Raw genomic sequence first — 18,627 nt, forward strand, 5'->3', positions numbered from 1 at the left:
GTGCGGTGAATTTCACGTTTATTTTTTTTCTGATAATTTCTAAAACTGTGAACTTCATCACGGTATTATTTTGGGGTTTCACGTAAGATTTTGACGTTTTTATCCAATAAGGAGTATTTATTATGAAGTTCAACAAGATTTCTCTTTCTGTTTCTGCCACACTTTTAGCGGCTGGCTTAGCAATTTCTGGTTCGGCTAGTGCAAAGGGTAGATTGGTAGTGTATTGTAGTGCAACGAATGCGCTATGCGAAGCAACAACGAAGGCGTTTGGCGAAAAATATGATGTGAAAACATCCTTTATTCGCAATGGTTCAGGCAGTACTTTTGCCAAAGTTGAAGCTGAAAAAAATAACCCTCAAGCGGATGTTTGGTTCGGCGGTACTTTTGACCCTCAAGCTCAAGCTGCAGAATTAGGGTTAATTGAGCCTTATAAATCCAAACACATTGATGAAATCGTAGAACGTTTCCGTGATCCAGCGAAAACGAAAGGTCACTATGTTTCCTCAATTTATATGGGGATCTTAGGTTTCGGTGTGAATACTGAACGTTTGGCAAAATTAGGCATTAAAGAAGTGCCGAAATGCTGGAAAGACCTAACAGATCCACGCTTAAAAGGTGAAGTTCAAATTGCAGACCCTCAAAGTGCGGGTACAGCCTACACTGCATTGGCGACATTTGTTCAATTATGGGGTGAAAAAGAGGCGTTTGAATACTTAAAAGCCTTGCATCCTAATGTTTCTCAATATACCAAATCGGGTATCACGCCATCACGTAACTCTGCTCGTGGCGAGGCAACTATTGGTGTGGGTTTCTTACATGATTATGCATTAGAAAAACGCAATGGTGCACCGTTAGAATTAGTCGTGCCTTGCGAAGGAACTGGTTATGAGTTAGGTGGAGTGAGTATCTTAAAAGGTGCGCGTAATATTGATAATGCAAAATTATTCGTCGATTGGGCTTTATCAAAAGAAGGTCAAGAATTAGCTTGGAAACAAGGGGATTCTTTACAAATCTTAACTAACACAACCGCAGAACAATCACCAACTGCATTTGATCCAAATAAACTCAAATTAATCAATTATGACTTTGAAAAATACGGTGCAACAGAACAACGTAAAGCCTTAATTGAAAAATGGGTACAAGAAGTTAAATTAGCGAAATAGCGCTGAATAAGTGCGGTAAAAAATACTGAAGTTTTTGACCGCACTTTTTCGTATTTTTAATGTGATTTCGTTTTCCCTCTAAGAGATTGCAAAACCTTCATTCATAAGGGAGTTATAAGTCAGATGAAACTATCAAAAATCGCAGTAACCCTGTCTGGTGTGATGCTAAGTGGATTAGTGTTAAGTAATCCATCTTTTGCAAAAGGGCGTTTAGTCATTTATTGCAGCGCGCAAAATACGATGTGTGAGCAAGAAGCGATGGCATTTGAGAAAAAATTTGATGTTAAAACAAGTTTTATTCGTGGTGGCACGGGAACCATTTTAGCAAAAATTGATGCTGAAAAAGATAATCCACAAGGCGATGTTTGGTATGGTGGAACGATGGATCCTCATTCTCAAGCAGGAGAAATGGGCTTGTTGGAACCTTATAAATCATCCAATCTTCCTCAGATCGTAGAAAAATTCCGTGATCCAGCCAAAATGAAAGGGAATTATTCTTCGGCGATTTATTTAGGCGTGTTAGGTTTTGGCGTAAATCCAGAGCGTTTGAAAAAATTGAATTTACCTATTCCAAAATGCTGGAAGGATTTAGCTAACCCAATTTACAAAAATGAAATTCAAGCTGCGGATCCACAAAGTTCTGGTACGGGTTACACTCAGCTAGCCACTTATATGCAGCTTTGGGGAGAAGACGAGGCGTTTAAATTCTTAAAAGAGTTGAATAAAAACGTATCGCAATATACCAAATCTGGTAATACGGCAACACGCAATACAGCGCGTGGGGAAACGGCAATTGGCATTGGTTTCTTACATGAATATTCTTTAGAAAAAGCGAAAGGCGCGCCAGTAGAATTAGTTGTACCTTGTGAAGGTACTGGTTATGAAATTGGCGGAGTCAGTGTCATTAAAGGTGCTCGTAATTTAGATAATGCGAAACTTTTTGTTGATTGGGCATTATCCAAAGAGGCGCAAGAATTAACTTGGCAAAAAGGTGAGGCGTATTCCATTTTAACGAACACCACCGCACAACAATCGCCTTATGCGTTAGATTTTAAATCTATTAATTTAATTAACTATGATTTTGATAAATACGGTGCGACTGATTTACGTAAACGCTTAATCACAAAATGGGTTGATGAAGTAAAATTAGCCAAATAATGATGTCATTAACGAAGTGATATGTCGCATATCGCTTCGTTTTTTTACCTTATGCGAGGTTGTATGAACGCAAAAAAACTTTCCATAATGCATTCTGCTTATTTTTGGATTATTTTATCCTTATTGGCATTTGTGCTTCTGCCTTCCAATGCACTTGATTACGGTTTGTTTGAAAGTACTTCAGATGAATATTTAGAGGCAATGGGCTGGGCTTCTTTCAATTTAACTTGGGCTTGGTTCCTGCCTGTTATTGTGTATGGTGCTTTGCCGTTATTGAGATTGCCACAGCAAACCCAAGCAAAAACAGAGCTATTTTTGACCGCACTTTCTGTACTGTTTATGTTTATCAGTGCGACGGTGTACAAAATTAGTATGGGCTATTCCGTGATTGTGTTGCTTGTGGGATATACCGCATTAGCAACACTTTCATTGGCAAAACTGAAAGTAATGCAAGGGGATAAGTTTATTATCACTTCTTTACTTTGCATTATTTTGTTGATTTTCTTCTTTATCGTTTATCCAACATTGGCGATTTTCGTTTCAATGTTTTATGACGGCGATACCTTTTCTCCACAACAAGTGATGCGTATTTTAACGCAGAGCTATATTGTTCGCGTAATTACCAATTCGCTTTTCTTATCGGGCTTTGTGGGCATCGTTTCGACTATGTTTGGTTTGGCCTTTGCGCTTTATACCACGCGTATCGCTCGTAGAACGGCATTTATCGGAAAAATTTTCTCTATTTTGCCAATTGTTACGCCACCATTTGTTGTGGGATTAGGGGTAACGTTAATGCTTGGCCGTTCTGGTTATGTAACCGAATTTTTAAGTGAATATTTTGGTTTTTCCAATCATAACTGGCTTTATGGTTTTAATGGGATTGCGATTGCGCAAATTCTCGCTTTTGCTCCGATTTCTTTTATGATTTTAGACGGCGCATTAAAATCAGTTCATCCTTCAATTGAAGAAGCCTCTTATACGTTACGAGCCAATCGCTATCAAACTTTTTATAATATTATTTTCCCATTGTTACGCCCCGCATTGGCGAACTCATTTTTAATTGTATTTATCCAATCGCTTGCAGATTTTAGTAATCCATTGGTATTGGGTGGTAGCTTTGATGTGATTGCAACACAGATCTATTTCTATATTGCGGGTTCACAATTAGATTACGCATCAGCAAGTACCTTAGGTTCAATATTATTAATTTTCTCTCTAGCGATTTTTATCATTCAATACATTTGGATTGGTAACCGCTCTTATGTCACCGTTTCAGGTAAATCTTATCGTGGTGATGTGCAAGATCTTCCAACTGGTTTGAAATATACCATCATTGGTATGCTTGGATTCTGGGTGATCTTTAATATGGCGCTTTACGGAAGTATTTTCTACGGAAGCTTCACTGTAAACTGGGGCGTAGATTACACTTTAACCTTGAAAAACTATGCCATGTTATTCGGGCAAGGATTGAGCGATGGCGCGTGGCCGTCACTAATCAATACCTTAATCTATGCAGGTATTGCCGCACCATTAACCGCATTCTTTGGATTATTGATTGCGTACATTGTGGTGCGTAAAGATTTCCAAGGTAAAAAATCCCTTGAGTTCTTAACCATGCTTTGTTTTGCCGTGCCGGGTACAGTGGCGGGGGTGTCTTACATTTTAGCCTTCAACAATGCACCGCTTTATATTACGGGTACTGGCATTATCGTGATTATTTCAATGGTTATGCGTGACTTACCAATCGGTATGCGAGCAGCGATAGCTGGGTTAGGTCAGCTTGATAAATCTCTTGATGAAGCATCGCTTTCTTTAAAAGGGAGTTCGTGGAAAACCTTATGGTATATCGTCTTGCCATTACTAAAACCAGCATTGCTTTCAGCGCTTGTTACCAGTTTCGTTCGTGCAATGACGACAGTAAGTGCAATTATATTCTTAGTGACAGCAGATACTCGGGTTGCAACAGCTTATATCCTAAATCGCGTTGAAGATGGTGAATACGGTGTTGCTATTGCGTACGGCTCAATCTTAATTGTTGTCATGATGGCAATTATTTTATTCTTCGACTGGATTGTAGGTGATACACGTATCTCTCGTTCTAAAGCGAAAAAAATGAATTAACTCGTTAAGTTGTAGGTAAATATTATGAGTAATAATGATTTCTTAGTATTAAAAAATATCACCAAAGCATTTGGTAAAGCCGTCGTCATTGATAATTTAGATTTAACGATCAAGCGTGGCACGATGGTGACATTGTTAGGGCCGTCAGGTTGTGGCAAAACTACCGTATTGCGTTTGGTTGCGGGGTTAGAAAATCCAACATCAGGTCAAATATTTATTGATGGAGAAGATGTAACAAAATCCTCTATTCAAAATCGAGATATTTGTATCGTTTTCCAATCTTATGCGCTCTTTCCGCATATGAGCATTGGTGATAACGTGGGCTACGGCTTAAAAATGCAGGGCGTTGGCAAAGAAGAGCGTGCTCAACGTGTAAAAGAGGCTTTAGAGTTGGTGGATTTAGCTGGGTTTGAAGACCGTTTCGTGGATCAAATTTCTGGCGGTCAACAACAACGTGTTGCATTGGCTCGTGCTTTGGTATTGAAACCAAAAGTCCTATTGTTTGATGAACCATTAAGTAATTTGGATGCAAACTTACGTCGTTCAATGCGTGAAAAAATCCGTGAATTGCAACAACGTTTAGGCATTACCTCGCTTTATGTGACACACGACCAAACAGAGGCTTTCGCTGTATCTGATGAAGTTATTGTTATGCATAAAGGTAAAATTATGCAAAAAGCGTCAGCGAAAGAGCTTTATCTCCGACCCAACTCCTTGTTCTTAGCAAACTTTATGGGCGAATCCAGTATTTTCGATGGAAAATTAGAAAATGGTATGGTGGATATTAATGGTTATCATGTGCCTTTAAAAAATGCTTCACAGTTTAATTTACCCGATGGTGAATGTTTAGTAGGTATTCGCCCAGAAGCAATTTATCTTGCTGCAGAGGGCAGCGATGCTCAACGTTGTGAGATTAAAAGTGCGGTCTATATGGGCAACCATTGGGAAGTGGTCGTAAATTGGGCAGGAAAAGATTTATTGGTGAATTGTAAGCCAGAAGATTTTAATGCCGATTTAAAACAAGCCTATGTCAATTTATCTGATCACGGTATTTTCTTATTGAAGAAAGAGTAATCCAAGTATAAAAAAGTGCGGTGAAATTTCACCGCGCTTTTGTGATTACAATTAAGGGGAAGGATTTTCCCCTTTCTTATTTCTGTTGTTAAATCGCCCAACCGCCTGCATAGAATGCAACGAGTACGATTGCAATAATCACAGTACCTACATTTAAGCGTTTAATATCGCCACTCACGATCCTTCCAATCACTAATGCCGCAAAACCTAACATAATGCCTGTTACGATGTTAGCGGTAAGTACGATAAATACTGCGCAGACTAATCCACTCATCGCGCCAACGAAATCATCGAAATCTAATTTGCTTACATTGCTTAACATTAATAAACCAACATACATTAATGCTGGGGCAGTTGCGTATCCAGGAACTAAGAAAGCTAATGGTTGGAAGAAAAGCATTAATAGGAATAACACCCCAACAACGATAGCAGTAATACCTGTTTTACCGCCTGCTGCTGTTCCTGCTGCTGACTCAATATAAACAGCAGCTGGTGCTGTACCGAATAGGCCTGAGAATAAGCTACTGATTGAGTCTGAAGTTAAAGCTTTACCGCCATTGATAATTTGACCATCCTTATCAAGCAAGTCGGCTTGACCTGCAACTGCGCGAATAGTGCCCGTTGCATCAAATACGGCGGTCATCACTAAAGCAAATACGACAGGCAAGATTGCGGGTTGTAGTGCGCCCATAAAGTCTAATTGTAAGAAAAGAGAATTTTCACCAAAGGTTGGCATTTTGAAAATCTCTCCGCCAAATTTTACATTTGGATCAAAAATTAAACCTACGATAGTAATAGCAATGATTACCCATAAAATGCCGCCTTTAATTTTCATTTTTTCAAGGCCGATAATGAGCGCTAAACTAATTAAGGACATCATTACAGGGAATGAGGTGAAATCGCCTAATTTTACTGGTAAGCCAGATTGGTTGCTGACGACTAAACCAACGCCATTTGCCGCAATTAAAAGTAAAAAGAGTCCGATACCAATGCCTGCTCCGTGAGCGATACTGGATGGTAAATTACGCAAGATCCATGCACGGATACCTGTGGCAGAAATTAAGGTAAACACAACCCCCATTAAGAATACTGCGCCTAGAGCAACAGGAATGGCAACCTTTTGACCAATTACTAAGCTAAATGCCGTGAAAGCAGTGAGAGAAATTGCACAACCAATTGCCATTGGTGCATTAGCCCATAAGCCGATTAAGATAGAGCCTAATCCTGCAACTAAACAGGTGGCAATAAAGACAGATTCAGCGGGAAAACCTGCAGCACCTAGCATATTGGGTACCACGATTACAGAATAAACCATTGCTAAGAACGTGGTTAGACCCGCGATAATTTCTTGACGAACAGTTGAACCACGTTGCTTGAGCTCAAATGTTTTTTCTAAAGTTGGCATAGTGTTCCTTAAAGTTGAGTGAAAAATTGAAGTGAATAAGGTGCGCTATTTTACATCATAAAAATGATAAGTAAACGTTTGCGTGAGTTTTGTTTAGGATAAAGTGCGGTCAAAATTATGAATAGTTATGAAATAATTTATTTGCTTATTTTCTCTACAAATGAGACTGTGAGTCAGCAGAAAAACTGCTATACTTGTCGCGTTTTTTAACTTGATAAAATGAAGGAAACAAAATGGCTGATTTTAATCAAATTTTAACGCCAGGCGATGTAGATGCTGGCATTATCAATGTAGTAAATGAAATTCCAGAAGGTAGCTGCCATAAAATCGAATGGAACCGTAAAGTTGCGGCATTCCAGTTAGATCGCGTTGAGCCAGCAATTTTTGCAAAACCAACTAACTATGGCTTCATTCCACAAACTTTAGATGAAGATGGCGATGAGTTAGATGTGTTATTAATCACTCGCCAACCATTAGCAACAGGTGTATTCCTTGAAGCTAAAGTAATTGGTGTCATGAAATTTGTTGATGATGGTGAAGTGGATGACAAAATCGTTTGTGTTCCAGCAGATGATCGTGATACAGGCAATGCGTACAATTCATTAGTAGATTTACCGGCAAACTTAATTAAACAAATTGAGTTCCATTTCAATAACTATAAAGCGCTTAAGAAACCAGGCTCAACGAAAGTAACTCATTGGGGCGATGTAGAAGAAGCGAAAGAAGTGATTCGTGAGTCTATTAAACGTTGGAATGAGCGTTAATTAACAAATAGATTTGGTTGTAAAAGTCCCTGATTCTTTGAGTCGGGGATTTTTTTATAGTAAATTTCAGGAATTTAGATAATAAAAAAACACCTTTCGGTGCTTGCTTTATTTTTAAGTGGTGGGTCGTGAAGGATTCGAACCTTCGACCAACGGATTAAAAGTCCGCTGCTCTACCGACTGAGCTAACGACCCAATTAGATGATTTTAAAGTAAATTTTAAAATCTTTGGATTGGTGTTTAAATGGTGCCCGAAGCCAGACTTGAACTGGCACGCCTCGAAAGGCGAGGGATTTTAAATCCCTTGTGTCTACCGATTCCACCACTCGGGCATATAGACAACTAACATTTGCGCATTATGGAGGCGTGTCCCGGAGTCGAACCGAGCTACATGGATTTGCAATCCAGTGCATAACCGCTTTGCTAACACGCCACGAATTGGAGCGGGAAACGAGGCTCGAACTCGCGACCCCGACCTTGGCAAGGTCGTGCTCTACCAACTGAGCTATTCCCGCATTCGCTGTTAGTGGTGCGCATTTTACGGAAATTCAGATAACTGTCAATTACAGATTTAAAAAAATTATCTAACCGTTTAAAAAAAGTTCATTTTGTTCAAATAAATCACAGAAAATGATGGAAAAATGGAATTTTATGTAATTTTCTAATTTCTACTTTTATCACTTTTTCCTTTGTGCCAAAATGCTAAACGTTTTTTAGCACGTAAAGTGCGATTAATTTTTTCATTATTTTTAGAGGATGTTATGACACAACAATATGCTATCGATACTTTATTAGCTCAAGCAGGCAATCGCAGCGATGAGCGTACGGGTGCGGTTTCTACACCAATTTTTCTATCTACGGCTTATGGTCATTATGGTATCGGTGAAAGCACGGGATTTGATTACACACGTACCAAAAACCCAACTCGTACAGTATTAGAAGAAACGATAGCTAAATTAGAGAATGGAGATCGTGGCTTTGCGTTTTCTTCTGGTATGGCTGCAATTCAAGTTTTGATGACGCTTTTCACTGCCCCAGATGAATGGATTGTTTCTAGCGATGTGTATGGTGGTACTTATCGATTATTAGATTTTTCTTATAAAAATAACAATAGTGTAAAACCTGTTTATGTTAATACAGCATCTGCTTCTGAAATTGAGGCGGCAATTAATCCAAATACGAAAGCGATTTTTATTGAAACCCCATCGAATCCTTTAATGGAAGAATGTGATGTGGTTGAAATTGCAAAACTTGCGAAAAAACATAATTTGATGTTGATCGTGGATAATACGTTTTTAACGCCTGTGCTTTCTCGCCCATTAGATTTAGGCGCTGATGTGGTGATTCACAGCGGGACCAAATATATTGCTGGTCATAATGATGCACTTGTCGGGTTGATTGTTGCAAAAGGGCAAGAACTTTGTGATCGCATTGCTTATATTCAAAATGGTGCGGGTGCAGTACTTTCACCTTTTGATTCTTGGCTGACTATTCGCGGTATGAAGACCCTTTCTTTACGCATGAAACGCCATCAAGAAAATGCACAAGCTATTGCGGAATTTTTAAAAGCTCAACCACAAGTGGAATCGGTGCTTTATCCAAATAAAGGTGGAATGTTGTCTTTCCGTTTACAAGATGAAGCTTGGGTTAATACATTCTTAAAATCCATCAAATTGATTACTTTTGCAGAAAGTTTAGGCGGCACAGAAAGTTTTATTACTTATCCTGCTACTCAAACTCATATGGATATTCCAGAATCCGAGCGTGTAGCTCGTGGGATTACTAATACCTTGTTGCGTTTTTCAGTCGGTATTGAAAATGTAGAAGATATTAAAGCGGACTTATTACAGGCTTTTGCAAACTTAAAATAATTGGAGCAAACCATGAAAATTGCAATCTATAGCACTAAAAGCTATGACCGAAAATATATTGAGCTCATTAACGCGAAATATAATTTCGATTTAGAATTTTTTGATTTTATGTTGAACGAGAGCACCGCGCGTTTGGCAGAACATTGCGAAGTAGTATGCATTTTCGTGAATGATAATGGTAGCCGAAAAGTATTAGAAAAATTAGCCGCACTTGGTGTGAAAATCGTGGCTTTGCGCTGTGCCGGTTTCAATAATGTTGATTTAAAAGCCGCTCAAGAATTGGGCATTCAAGTTATACGCGTTCCAGCTTATTCGCCTGAAGCGGTAGCGGAACATACCATTGGTTTGATGATGACACTGAACCGTCGAATTCATCGTGCTTATCAGCGTACCCGAGAAGCGAATTTCTCTCTTGAGGGATTAATTGGTTTCAATATGCACGGACGCACGGTCGGCGTAATCGGAACGGGTAAAATTGGGATTGCGGTGATGCGAATTTTGAAAGGTTTTGGCATGAATATCTTGGCGTACGATCCTTTTAAAAATCCAGTGGTGGAAGAACTGGGTGGACAATATGTTGAATTAGATGAGCTTTATGCTAAATCTCATGTGATTACGCTCCATTGCCCAGCAACGCCAGAAAATTATCATTTATTAAATCGCGAGGCTTTTGCCAAAATGAAAGATGGCGTGATGATCGTTAATACGAGCCGCGGTTCTTTGATTGATACTCAAGCCGCAATTGATGCGTTAAAACAGCGTAAAATCGGTGCGTTAGGTATGGATGTGTATGAGAATGAGCGAGATTTGTTCTTTGAAGATAAGTCTAACGAAGTGATTCAAGATGATATTTTCCGTCGTTTATCTTCTTGCCATAATGTATTGCTGACAGGCCATCAAGCATTTTTAACCGAAGAGGCACTAACCAATATTGCGGATGTGACTTTATCAAACGTTTATAAATTGAAGTCTGGTAAAGTGTGTGAAAATATTATTTTGCCGTCTTAGCTTTTGGCAATTAAAACGATTAGTTTACATTTTTTAAAACGGTGTTATTCTGCACCCCACTTGTAAGTTTAAAAAAAGCCCTTATATAGGGATTCCATTCACAAAATAAGGAAAACAAAATGAGCGAAGTATTACACATTAATGACGCAGATTTTGAAAGTGTTGTAGTTAATTCAGATATCCCCGTTTTATTAGACTTTTGGGCACCATGGTGTGGTCCTTGCAAAATGATTGCGCCAGTGTTAGATGAACTTGCGCCTGAATTTGCGGGTAAAGTTAAAATCGTGAAAATGAATGTGGATGACAACCAAGCAACGCCAGCACAATTTGGTATTCGTAGTATCCCAACATTATTATTGATTAAAAATGGTCAAGTTGTTGCAACTCAAGTTGGCGCATTACCAAAAACTCAATTGGCTAACTTCATTAACCAACATATTTAATAGTTGCTTAAAGTTATAAGTAACTTTAGAGTATTGATAAGATTGCCCCTTAATGGGGCAATTTTTTTGTCTGAAATTTAGATGAACGACTTGATGAGAATCAAAGCACTTGCTCAAATTCTATATTTAAAGGAAAGGCTTTGATTATCGTGTTGTAAACAAAACAACAGCGTAATGCGTTTTGTGTGAGTTGTGTGAAGATATCATCGGTTAAATCTGATGAAATAAAAATTTTAATTTTTCCGTCATTAATGACAGGCTGCTCACTATAGCCGCGAACACCCAGTAAGGTTAAAGGATTGGCGAGGTTGAGCCAAATTTTTCCTTCCATTTCTACAATATCGGCTCGTTGTTGAGCAAAATGGGCTTTTACACTGCTCAAAATGCCACCTAAAATAGAAACAGCAAAATAATCTACCGCACTTTTTTGTAACGATTGGTTATCAAAATTGACTTGTGAATAGAGCGAGATACTGTCATTCGGGGTGAATAATTTAATTTCTTCTCCGCGTAATACGGCTCGATATTTCGCTGTAAAACATTCACTTTCAGGTACGTTATACATAACGTTCCCTCAATATTGATTTTGCCTCATTTAATACCTTAAGTTTGGCTTCAATAATGTCAAAACCATTTAAAGGGCGGTTAGAAAAAGTGGCAAATCCACAATCTGGATTTAGCCAAATTTGCTCTGGTGGAAGGTAATTTAAGGCTTTTTCCGCTCGTTGAACAATCTGATCTACGCTTTCCACTTCATCAGAACGAGGATTGATGACCCCTAAGCCTAAAATGCATTTTTGTCTTAAGATTTCACTTTCTAATAACGAACTTAATTCTCCCGCTCTTGGCGTAGAAAATTCGAGCATTAAAATATCAGGTAATGCCGATTCAAATAAATCCACTAATGATGTATAAGGCCCGCGCAGTAATACGCTTTCATCTTTGCTCCAGTTGCCTCGGCATACATGTAGTGCGGTTTTGATATTTTTATTTCTTGAATACTCAAAGATTTGAGTAATTAAACTTTTTGCAAACTGTAGTTCTGCTGCAAAATCTTGTTTTTCGCTTAATGCTGCACACATAAATGAACGTGTTTGATGATGGCTAAAAATAACTTCAGTCAAAACAGGCTCATCAAATTGAACTACGCTTACGCCTAGCTCACACAAATGATCAATTTCTTGCTTTAAGATAGCAACAACATCTTTTGCCATTTCTTCTTTTGATGAATAATGTTGCCCTGACACAGGCGAAAGCCACATGGAGCGAGCCATTAAGTAAGGCCCTGGCAAGGTTGCTTTAATTAGCTGCTTAGTTAGATTTTTCAATAGCAACATTTCATCTGCGACTAAAGATTGTTTGTAGCTGATTTTTCCCACGCAAATAGCATTCTTTATGGAAAGTGCGGGAACATCCAAGGTTTCTAGCATTGACTCAAAAATTTGCTTTTCTTTAATGTGATCGAGCATTTCACTCATGCTCATTAAGGTCGCGCCTTGAATTTTTTGTGCAATAAAAGAAAGGTAATTGTCGCGAAGTAATTCACCGCTAGTGATGATATCAATGCCAGTTCGTTGTTGAAGTTCGACAATTTGTTTCGTTTCTTGAACAACGATTTGCACAAGCTCTGCTGTGGTTATTTTGCCGAGTGCGTGCTTTTTACGCGCCATCAAAAGTGCTTGGCTACGAGGCATTGAGCCTAAAAGGGAGGTTGTGAAAAGTTCCATAGAAAATCCACAATGATGGGCGTTTATTACACGCCCATCATGACATATCAATCTTAAAAGAATTTTAAATATTCATTGGCAGCTTGTAATTGAGCAAAACCTTCTGTTCTACCCGCAACCCAACGTTTTAATCCTTCCAAATCCATCATTTCTTTATGTTCTGGATTGTTGTAATCCATTTTGAACAAGGTTTCGGTGAATGCATTGAATTTGGTTTCATCTAATTCCACGCGCCCACTGAAAATACAATGGTCAAATGATGGTGTTTTTGCAAGTACTCGAACTGTTGCTGGATCGAGTGTGCCATCTTTTGTCCAACGTTCAAAGTTGAAATCTAACATCCATGTTGCCACGACTTGGCGATCTTTTAATGCATTGGCTGCATCTAATTCACCGCCTACATGATCGCCGTGCAAACCAACACCCACATCAAAGCGTTTTTCTACATAATCTTGACCAAATTCCAAGCCATGTTGATGTAAAAACTCGATTGGAATTAACCGCGCTTGTGGAGAATCTATCGCACCAAAAGCAATAGTTTTATTTTTTAAATCTTCAATCGATTGGATGTTTGGATCATTAACAACTAAATAGCTTTGACGATCTTGGTCGGTATCACGCATGGCACCATTTAAGGTTTTACCGCCACTACGTAAGTAACCATCTAACCAAGCTAGGGGAGAGTTCCACGCTACATCAATTTCATTATTGAGTAACGCATCAACTTGTCCTTTGTAATCTTTGAAATACACGGGTTCAATAGAGAAGCCTTCTTTTTCGAAAAAGTCTGCAATAATGCCCCAAATCACTGTCACTTGTGGGGCGTAGATTACCGCCCCAATTTTTAATTTCTCACTCATTTTTCACCGCACTTTATGGAATTTGTTGACCTGTAATGGCTTTACCTAACCAAATATTTAGCACATCGACACTTGGCGCCATCACTTGGCTTGCTAATGCATCGCGTAAATAGCGTTCCATTGGTCCCATTTTGTTATAAGCTTTGCCACCGCCAATACGCATACCAATTTGTGCAAGAGTAATCGCATTTTCGCTCGCGATAATACGAGCAGCTAATAATTTAGCCAAGGCATCAGTATCCCCTTCTGTGGCTGCTCGAGCCGCATCTTGCGTAGCACATACAGCAGCGTTTGTGTTTGCATAGATTTTAGCTAAGTGAATTTGCACGGTTTCGATTTCAGCTAATGCAGTGCCCGATGTGTATTTACGGTGTGTTGAATGTTTAATTGCTTCAGTAAGCACGGCTTTACAGACGCCACTATAGACAGCTGCCAAACCGCAAATAAAGGCTGGTGCAATGCCACCAAATACTTGTTCTGCGCCTGCGCCAACTTCACCAATACGCCAGCTACGATCCAATGGCATATCGGTCATGCGCATAAAGCAAGAGACATTGCTACGCATACCTAATCCATTCCAGCTATCGGCTTCAAAAGTTAAGCCTTGAGTGCCAAGTGGAAGCACCCAGTTATCAATAGTTTCACCATTTTCGGAAGGCAAAAGTGCTAAATAATAAGAGGCATAATTGCCCGATGTCACCATGGATTTTAAGCCATTGAATACTACATGTTCAGCATTAAATTGTGCGGTTGCATCGGTAATATAGAAGTGAGTTCCAGTGCCTAATTCACTATAGGCGAGTGCGGCAAAGGTTTGATTTTGAACAATGTCAGAAAAGATTTTTTGTTTGAGTTGAGCGCTGCCGAATAGATTTAAACAATTCACTGCAACGTTACTCATCATGTAACAGAGACCAGCAGAGGCTGAACTTTCAGCTAATGCCATACAGACTTCAGCGTGTTCTTTTAGGGTTAATCCCATTCCGCCGTATTCTTTTGGAATTAAAAGTGAAAACCAACCGGCTTTACCTAATTCCTTAAATGCCTGAACAGGAAATTCTTTTTTTTGATCGAGTTCGTCGGCGTAAGGCTCAATAAACTGTTCCGCTAACTTTCTCACCTGAGTATAGATTTGCGACATAATATATCCTTATTGTGTGTTGAGAAAAACTTTCTACGAGGCGGATATTATTATGCTCAGTTTCTTTTTTCTAGTATTTAATTCAAAATAATTTCAGTAATGTGACGTGGATCAAGAAAAAATCTGGCAAGCATTTTCCCATGTGGCTTTTTTAATCAATTCTGCAGATTCATTTCTTAAGGTGCAAAGGGCTTTGAAACTTTCCACAATACGCTCTGGTCGATTAGGTTGGCCTTGAAAACCAAATACAGGCATATCTGGACTGTCTGTTTCCAACACTAAGGCATCAAGTGGTAGTTTTGCAATCGCTTGACGAGTTTTATTGGCGCGTTCATAAGTGATAGTGCCGCCAACCCCGATTTTATAACCTAAATCAACAAAGCGTTTTGCTTGATCGTAGCTTCCTGAAAAACCGTGTACCACGCCAAGTTTAGATAATGGAATACGTTTTAAAAAAGTAAAAATTTGATCATGGGTTTTTCGACTGTGAATATTGACGGGTAAGTTAAATTGCTTTGCCAAATAAAGTTGGCTTTCAAAAAAATGGCATTGTTTCGCCCAAAGTTCATCGGTGAGCAAATCAGGAATCGTGCGTTCTAAACCAATTTCTGCCACCGCCGTGCAATTTGCATCACGATTTTTTAAGGCTTGTTCTAACAGAATCAAATCATTTTCGGCGTGTTCTTGAATATAAAGAGGATGGAGCCCAAGCCCATAGCACAAATTATTAGGAAAAAGTGCGGTCATATTTTGGATTGTTTTAAAATCAGCTTCTTTCACTGCCACAATCAGTATTTTTTGCACATCGGCTTGCTTAGCATTATCAACAAGCTGTGACAAAGGATCCCCAGTAAATTGTTGGAGATAATCAAGATGCGTGTGAGTGTCGAAGAAAGGCATGAGAATTTTCCTTTAGGTCGATAAAAAATGGCGGAATTCATCCGCCATTCACCATTATTCTACTGAAACCGATGTAATCACTACATCTTCAGTTGGAACATCTTGATGAAAGCCTTTGTTGCCTGTTTTCACTTTTTTGATTTTATCCACAACATCCATACCTTCAACCACTTCACCAAATACCGCATAGCCCCATTCTTGAACGACTTCGCGACCAAACATTTCTTTTGAACGATAATTTAAGAAATCGTTGTCTGCCACGTTAATGAAAAATTGTGCGGTCGCTGAATGTGGATCTGAAGTACGAGCCATTGCAATGGTTCCACGTTTGTTACTTAAACGATTGTTCGCTTCATTTTGGATAGGTGCTTTGGTTGCTTTTTCGCGCATACCGCTTTCCATACCACCGCCTTGAATCATAAAGCCATCAATAACACGGTGAAAAATTGTGTTATTATAAAAACCATCTTTGCAGTAATTTAAGAAGTTTTCTGCTGTAACTGGAGCTTTATCAAAATCCAATTTAATTTTAATGTCGCCAAAGTTTGTGTGTAACGTAACCATTTTGTTTTCCTTCTGAAAAATTAAGGGTCGTATTATTCCACAATCGAGGTAAAAGTGCTATAAAAGTGCGGTTTGTTTTTATTTCATTTTACGAGCTTAAAAATGCTAAAAATTTTCAATACCTTAACGAGAGAAAAAGAAATCTTTAAACCTATCCACGAAAATAAAGTGGGAATGTATGTTTGTGGCGTCACTGTTTATGATTTGTGCCATATCGGTCATGGACGCACTTTTGTGTGTTTTGATGTGATTGCCCGTTATTTACGTTCTTTGGGTTACGATTTAACTTATGTGCGCAATATTACGGACGTAGATGACAAAATTATTAAACGTGCGTTAGAAAATAAAGAAACCTGTGATCAGTTAGTGGATCGTATGGTGCAGGAAATGTATAAAGATTTTGATGCTCTTAATGTATTACGCCCTGATTTTGAACCTCGTGCGACCCATCATATTCCAGAAATTATTGAAATTGTGGAAAAATTAATTAAACGCGGACATGCTTATGTTGCGGATAATGGTGATGTGATGTTTGATGTAGAAAGCTTCAAAGAATACGGAAAATTATCTCGTCAAGATCTTGAGCAATTACAAGCGGGTGCACGTATTGAAATCAATGAAATCAAGAAAAACCCAATGGATTTCGTGCTTTGGAAAATGTCGAAAGAAAACGAACCAAGTTGGGCTTCCCCTTGGGGCGCAGGTCGTCCGGGTTGGCACATTGAATGTTCCGCAATGAACTGCAAACAGCTTGGTGAGCATTTTGATATTCACGGTGGTGGCTCTGATTTAATGTTTCCACACCACGAAAATGAAATTGCGCAATCTTGCTGTGCGCATGGTGGCCAATATGTCAATTATTGGATCCACTCTGGCATGATTATGGTGGATAAAGAAAAAATGTCGAAATCCCTCGGCAATTTCTTCACAATTCGTGATGTATTAAATCACTATAATGCAGAGGCAGTACGTTATTTCTTATTAACGGCACATTATCGTAGCCAGCTCAATTATAGCGAAGAAAACTTGAATTTAGCGCAAGGTGCGTTAGAACGTTTATACACGGCTTTACGCGGAACAGATCAAAGTGCGGTTGTTTTGGGCGGAGAAAATTTTGTAGAAACTTTCCGTGAGGCAATGGATGATGATTTTAATACGCCAAATGCACTTTCTGTTTTATTCGAAATGGCGCGTGAAATTAACAAATTAAAAACAGAAGATATTGAGAAAGCCAATGGCCTTGCCGCACGTTTGCGTGAATTGGGGGCGATTTTAGGATTACTTCAACAAGAACCAGAGAAATTCTTACAAGCAGGTTCCGACGATGATGAAGTGGCAAAAATTGAAGCGCTCATCAAACAACGCAACGAAGCGCGTGCAGCTAAAGATTGGGCAGCTGCAGATGCTGCGCGTAATGAGCTTACAGCTATGGGTATCGTATTAGAAGATGGTGCGAATGGAACAACTTGGCGTAAGCAATAAATTCAAACCTTAAATCACTTCCATTAAAAAGACTAAGTTCAGAATGTAATAGAACTTAGTCTTTTTATTCTTTCATCATTTCTTAATATAGGATTTCAATGTTTGTTCCACTTCATAAATCCAATCTAACTCATGCTGAGTGAAACCTGCTTGAATACGAGCATCGGTATTAATGACACCTTTAAAAATCACAATACGATATTTGTGTAACAGCTCTGTAAAACATTTCATCGCATCCAAACCCCGTTTTTTAGAAAGGGCGTGATACCAATGGTTGCCGATATACACATGTCCAATTTCATCGCGCAAAATAATATCCAAAATGTTCACTGCGGCAAAATCTTTACGTTGTGCGATTTTCTCTTGCAGAACAGGTGTTGCATCGAGACCTCGAGCTTCTAATACACGAGGAACTAACGCCATTCGTTCCCAAATATCGTGTGCGGTGGCTTGCGCCATTTCCCATAATCCAGCATGTGCTTCAAAATCACCATATTGATAACCCAATGTTTTCAAATGTTCATTGACTAAGGAAAAGTGCGTGCTTTCTTCACGAGCGACACGCAACCAATCCTTCACAAAAGCCAAACCTTCACCAAGTTCTTCTTGTGCATTACGCCCGAATCGCCAAGCGGCATCTAAGCCTAAATTAATCGCATTAAACTCAATATGGGTAATAGCGTGCAATGTGGCTGCATAGCCTTCTTCTGTAGCAAAAGAACGTTTTGGCACATCTTTCGGTGCAACTAAGAGTGGTTTTTCAGGAAAAGCGGCAATATTATCTTGCGGTACGACTTCGGGAAAATCTTCTAATTTAATCAACTGAATTTGTGGCAGAAGATTATCGTAGAGGTCATTAACTAAACTACATTTTTCTTGTGGATTCGCTGTTTTTAGTGCGGTTTCAACTTGTTGCCAAAATTGTGTAATAAGTGCGGTCATTTTT

At 39.0% G+C, this 18,627-nt stretch carries 17 protein-coding genes and 4 tRNA genes; 9 read left to right on the plus strand and 12 right to left on the minus strand.

Annotated elements, in window-relative coordinates:
• The first annotated feature begins 122 nt into the window (after positions 1-122).
• The 4 genes from DV417_RS01525 (at position 123) to fbpC (ending at position 5,516) form a co-directional block, all read left to right on the plus strand.
• A complete protein-coding gene (locus DV417_RS01525) occupies positions 123-1,163 on the plus strand; it encodes an ABC transporter substrate-binding protein (protein WP_005634063.1) in 1,041 nt (346 codons plus the stop codon).
• Positions 1,164-1,286: 123 nt separating this feature from the next.
• On the plus strand, positions 1,287-2,321 hold the full coding sequence (locus tag DV417_RS01530; RefSeq protein ID WP_005627956.1) for an ABC transporter substrate-binding protein: 1,035 nt from the start codon (positions 1,287-1,289) through the stop codon (positions 2,319-2,321).
• Positions 2,322-2,384: 63 nt separating this feature from the next.
• The gene (locus tag DV417_RS01535) at positions 2,385-4,442 is read left to right on the plus strand and encodes an ABC transporter permease (protein WP_192878521.1); all 2,058 of its coding nucleotides are present in this window, start codon (positions 2,385-2,387) and stop codon (positions 4,440-4,442) included.
• Between the two features lie 24 nt (positions 4,443-4,466).
• Positions 4,467-5,516, plus strand: a complete 1,050-nt coding sequence (fbpC, locus tag DV417_RS01540) for a ferric ABC transporter ATP-binding protein (RefSeq protein WP_118878177.1) — start codon at positions 4,467-4,469, stop codon at positions 5,514-5,516.
• Positions 5,517-5,604: 88 nt separating this feature from the next.
• Here the strand turns inward: fbpC and DV417_RS01545 are convergent, their stop codons facing one another.
• Positions 5,605-6,921, minus strand: a complete 1,317-nt coding sequence (locus tag DV417_RS01545; protein WP_118878180.1) for an NCS2 family permease — start codon at positions 6,919-6,921, stop codon at positions 5,605-5,607.
• A gap of 233 nt (positions 6,922-7,154) precedes the next feature.
• Between DV417_RS01545 and DV417_RS01550 the strand changes: the two genes are divergently transcribed.
• Positions 7,155-7,685 carry an inorganic diphosphatase gene (locus tag DV417_RS01550; protein WP_118878182.1) on the plus strand — a complete coding sequence of 177 codons (531 nt, stop codon included), beginning with the start codon at positions 7,155-7,157 and terminating at the stop codon, positions 7,683-7,685.
• Between the two features lie 119 nt (positions 7,686-7,804).
• On the opposite strand, the gene DV417_RS01555 is transcribed toward DV417_RS01550, so the two are convergent.
• From DV417_RS01555 to DV417_RS01570, 4 genes are all read right to left on the minus strand, one after another.
• A tRNA-Lys gene (locus DV417_RS01555) sits at positions 7,805-7,880 on the minus strand.
• A gap of 50 nt (positions 7,881-7,930) precedes the next feature.
• Positions 7,931-8,017, minus strand: a tRNA-Leu gene (locus DV417_RS01560).
• A gap of 27 nt (positions 8,018-8,044) precedes the next feature.
• A tRNA-Cys gene (locus tag DV417_RS01565) sits at positions 8,045-8,118 on the minus strand.
• A gap of 6 nt (positions 8,119-8,124) precedes the next feature.
• Positions 8,125-8,200, minus strand: a tRNA-Gly gene (locus DV417_RS01570).
• A 246-nt stretch (positions 8,201-8,446) separates the two neighbouring features.
• Between DV417_RS01570 and DV417_RS01575 the strand changes: the two genes are divergently transcribed.
• From DV417_RS01575 to trxA, 3 genes are all read left to right on the plus strand, one after another.
• Positions 8,447-9,556 carry a methionine biosynthesis PLP-dependent protein gene (locus tag DV417_RS01575; protein WP_192878522.1) on the plus strand — a complete coding sequence of 370 codons (1,110 nt, stop codon included), beginning with the start codon at positions 8,447-8,449 and terminating at the stop codon, positions 9,554-9,556.
• 12 nt (positions 9,557-9,568) lie between these two features.
• Complete coding sequence (locus tag DV417_RS01580) at positions 9,569-10,564, plus strand: 2-hydroxyacid dehydrogenase (RefSeq protein WP_118878184.1); 996 nt, start codon at positions 9,569-9,571, stop codon at positions 10,562-10,564.
• Positions 10,565-10,683: 119 nt separating this feature from the next.
• Positions 10,684-11,007 carry a thioredoxin gene (gene trxA, locus DV417_RS01585; protein ID WP_118878186.1) on the plus strand — a complete coding sequence of 108 codons (324 nt, stop codon included), beginning with the start codon at positions 10,684-10,686 and terminating at the stop codon, positions 11,005-11,007.
• Between the two features lie 100 nt (positions 11,008-11,107).
• Here trxA and DV417_RS01590 read toward each other — a convergent pair whose 3' ends face one another.
• The 6 genes from DV417_RS01590 to DV417_RS01615 form a co-directional block, all read right to left on the minus strand.
• A complete protein-coding gene (locus DV417_RS01590) occupies positions 11,108-11,572 on the minus strand; it encodes a peroxiredoxin (RefSeq protein WP_118878188.1) in 465 nt (154 codons plus the stop codon).
• Complete coding sequence (locus DV417_RS01595) at positions 11,565-12,734, minus strand: cobalamin-independent methionine synthase II family protein (protein ID WP_118878190.1); 1,170 nt, start codon at positions 12,732-12,734, stop codon at positions 11,565-11,567. Before DV417_RS01595 ends, DV417_RS01590 begins: the two co-directional genes overlap by 8 nt.
• Positions 12,735-12,787: 53 nt before the next feature.
• On the minus strand, positions 12,788-13,594 hold the full coding sequence (locus tag DV417_RS01600; protein WP_118878193.1) for a phosphate/phosphite/phosphonate ABC transporter substrate-binding protein: 807 nt from the start codon (positions 13,592-13,594) through the stop codon (positions 12,788-12,790).
• 13 nt (positions 13,595-13,607) lie between these two features.
• Positions 13,608-14,735, minus strand: coding sequence for an acyl-CoA dehydrogenase family protein (locus DV417_RS01605; protein ID WP_118878196.1), 1,128 nt, complete (start codon positions 14,733-14,735; stop codon positions 13,608-13,610).
• Between the two features lie 111 nt (positions 14,736-14,846).
• Positions 14,847-15,635 (minus strand): TatD family hydrolase, encoded by a 789-nt coding sequence (locus DV417_RS01610; RefSeq protein WP_118878198.1) that lies wholly within the window; start codon positions 15,633-15,635, stop codon positions 14,847-14,849.
• Positions 15,636-15,689: 54 nt separating this feature from the next.
• Entirely contained in the window at positions 15,690-16,199 is a 510-nt protein-coding gene (locus DV417_RS01615; protein ID WP_005634038.1) for a peptidylprolyl isomerase, read from the minus strand.
• Positions 16,200-16,301: 102 nt separating this feature from the next.
• Between DV417_RS01615 and cysS the strand changes: the two genes are divergently transcribed.
• Positions 16,302-17,681 (plus strand): cysteine--tRNA ligase, encoded by a 1,380-nt coding sequence (gene cysS / locus DV417_RS01620; RefSeq protein ID WP_065250170.1) that lies wholly within the window; start codon positions 16,302-16,304, stop codon positions 17,679-17,681.
• Positions 17,682-17,756: 75 nt separating this feature from the next.
• Here the strand turns inward: cysS and DV417_RS01625 are convergent, their stop codons facing one another.
• Entirely contained in the window at positions 17,757-18,623 is an 867-nt protein-coding gene (locus DV417_RS01625) for a ferritin-like domain-containing protein (RefSeq protein WP_118878200.1), read from the minus strand.
• Positions 18,624-18,627 lie beyond the last annotated feature (4 nt).

Origin of the sequence: Haemophilus haemolyticus, from assembly GCF_003490935.1 — a bacterium.
Classification (GTDB): domain Bacteria; phylum Pseudomonadota; class Gammaproteobacteria; order Enterobacterales; family Pasteurellaceae; genus Haemophilus; species Haemophilus haemolyticus_M.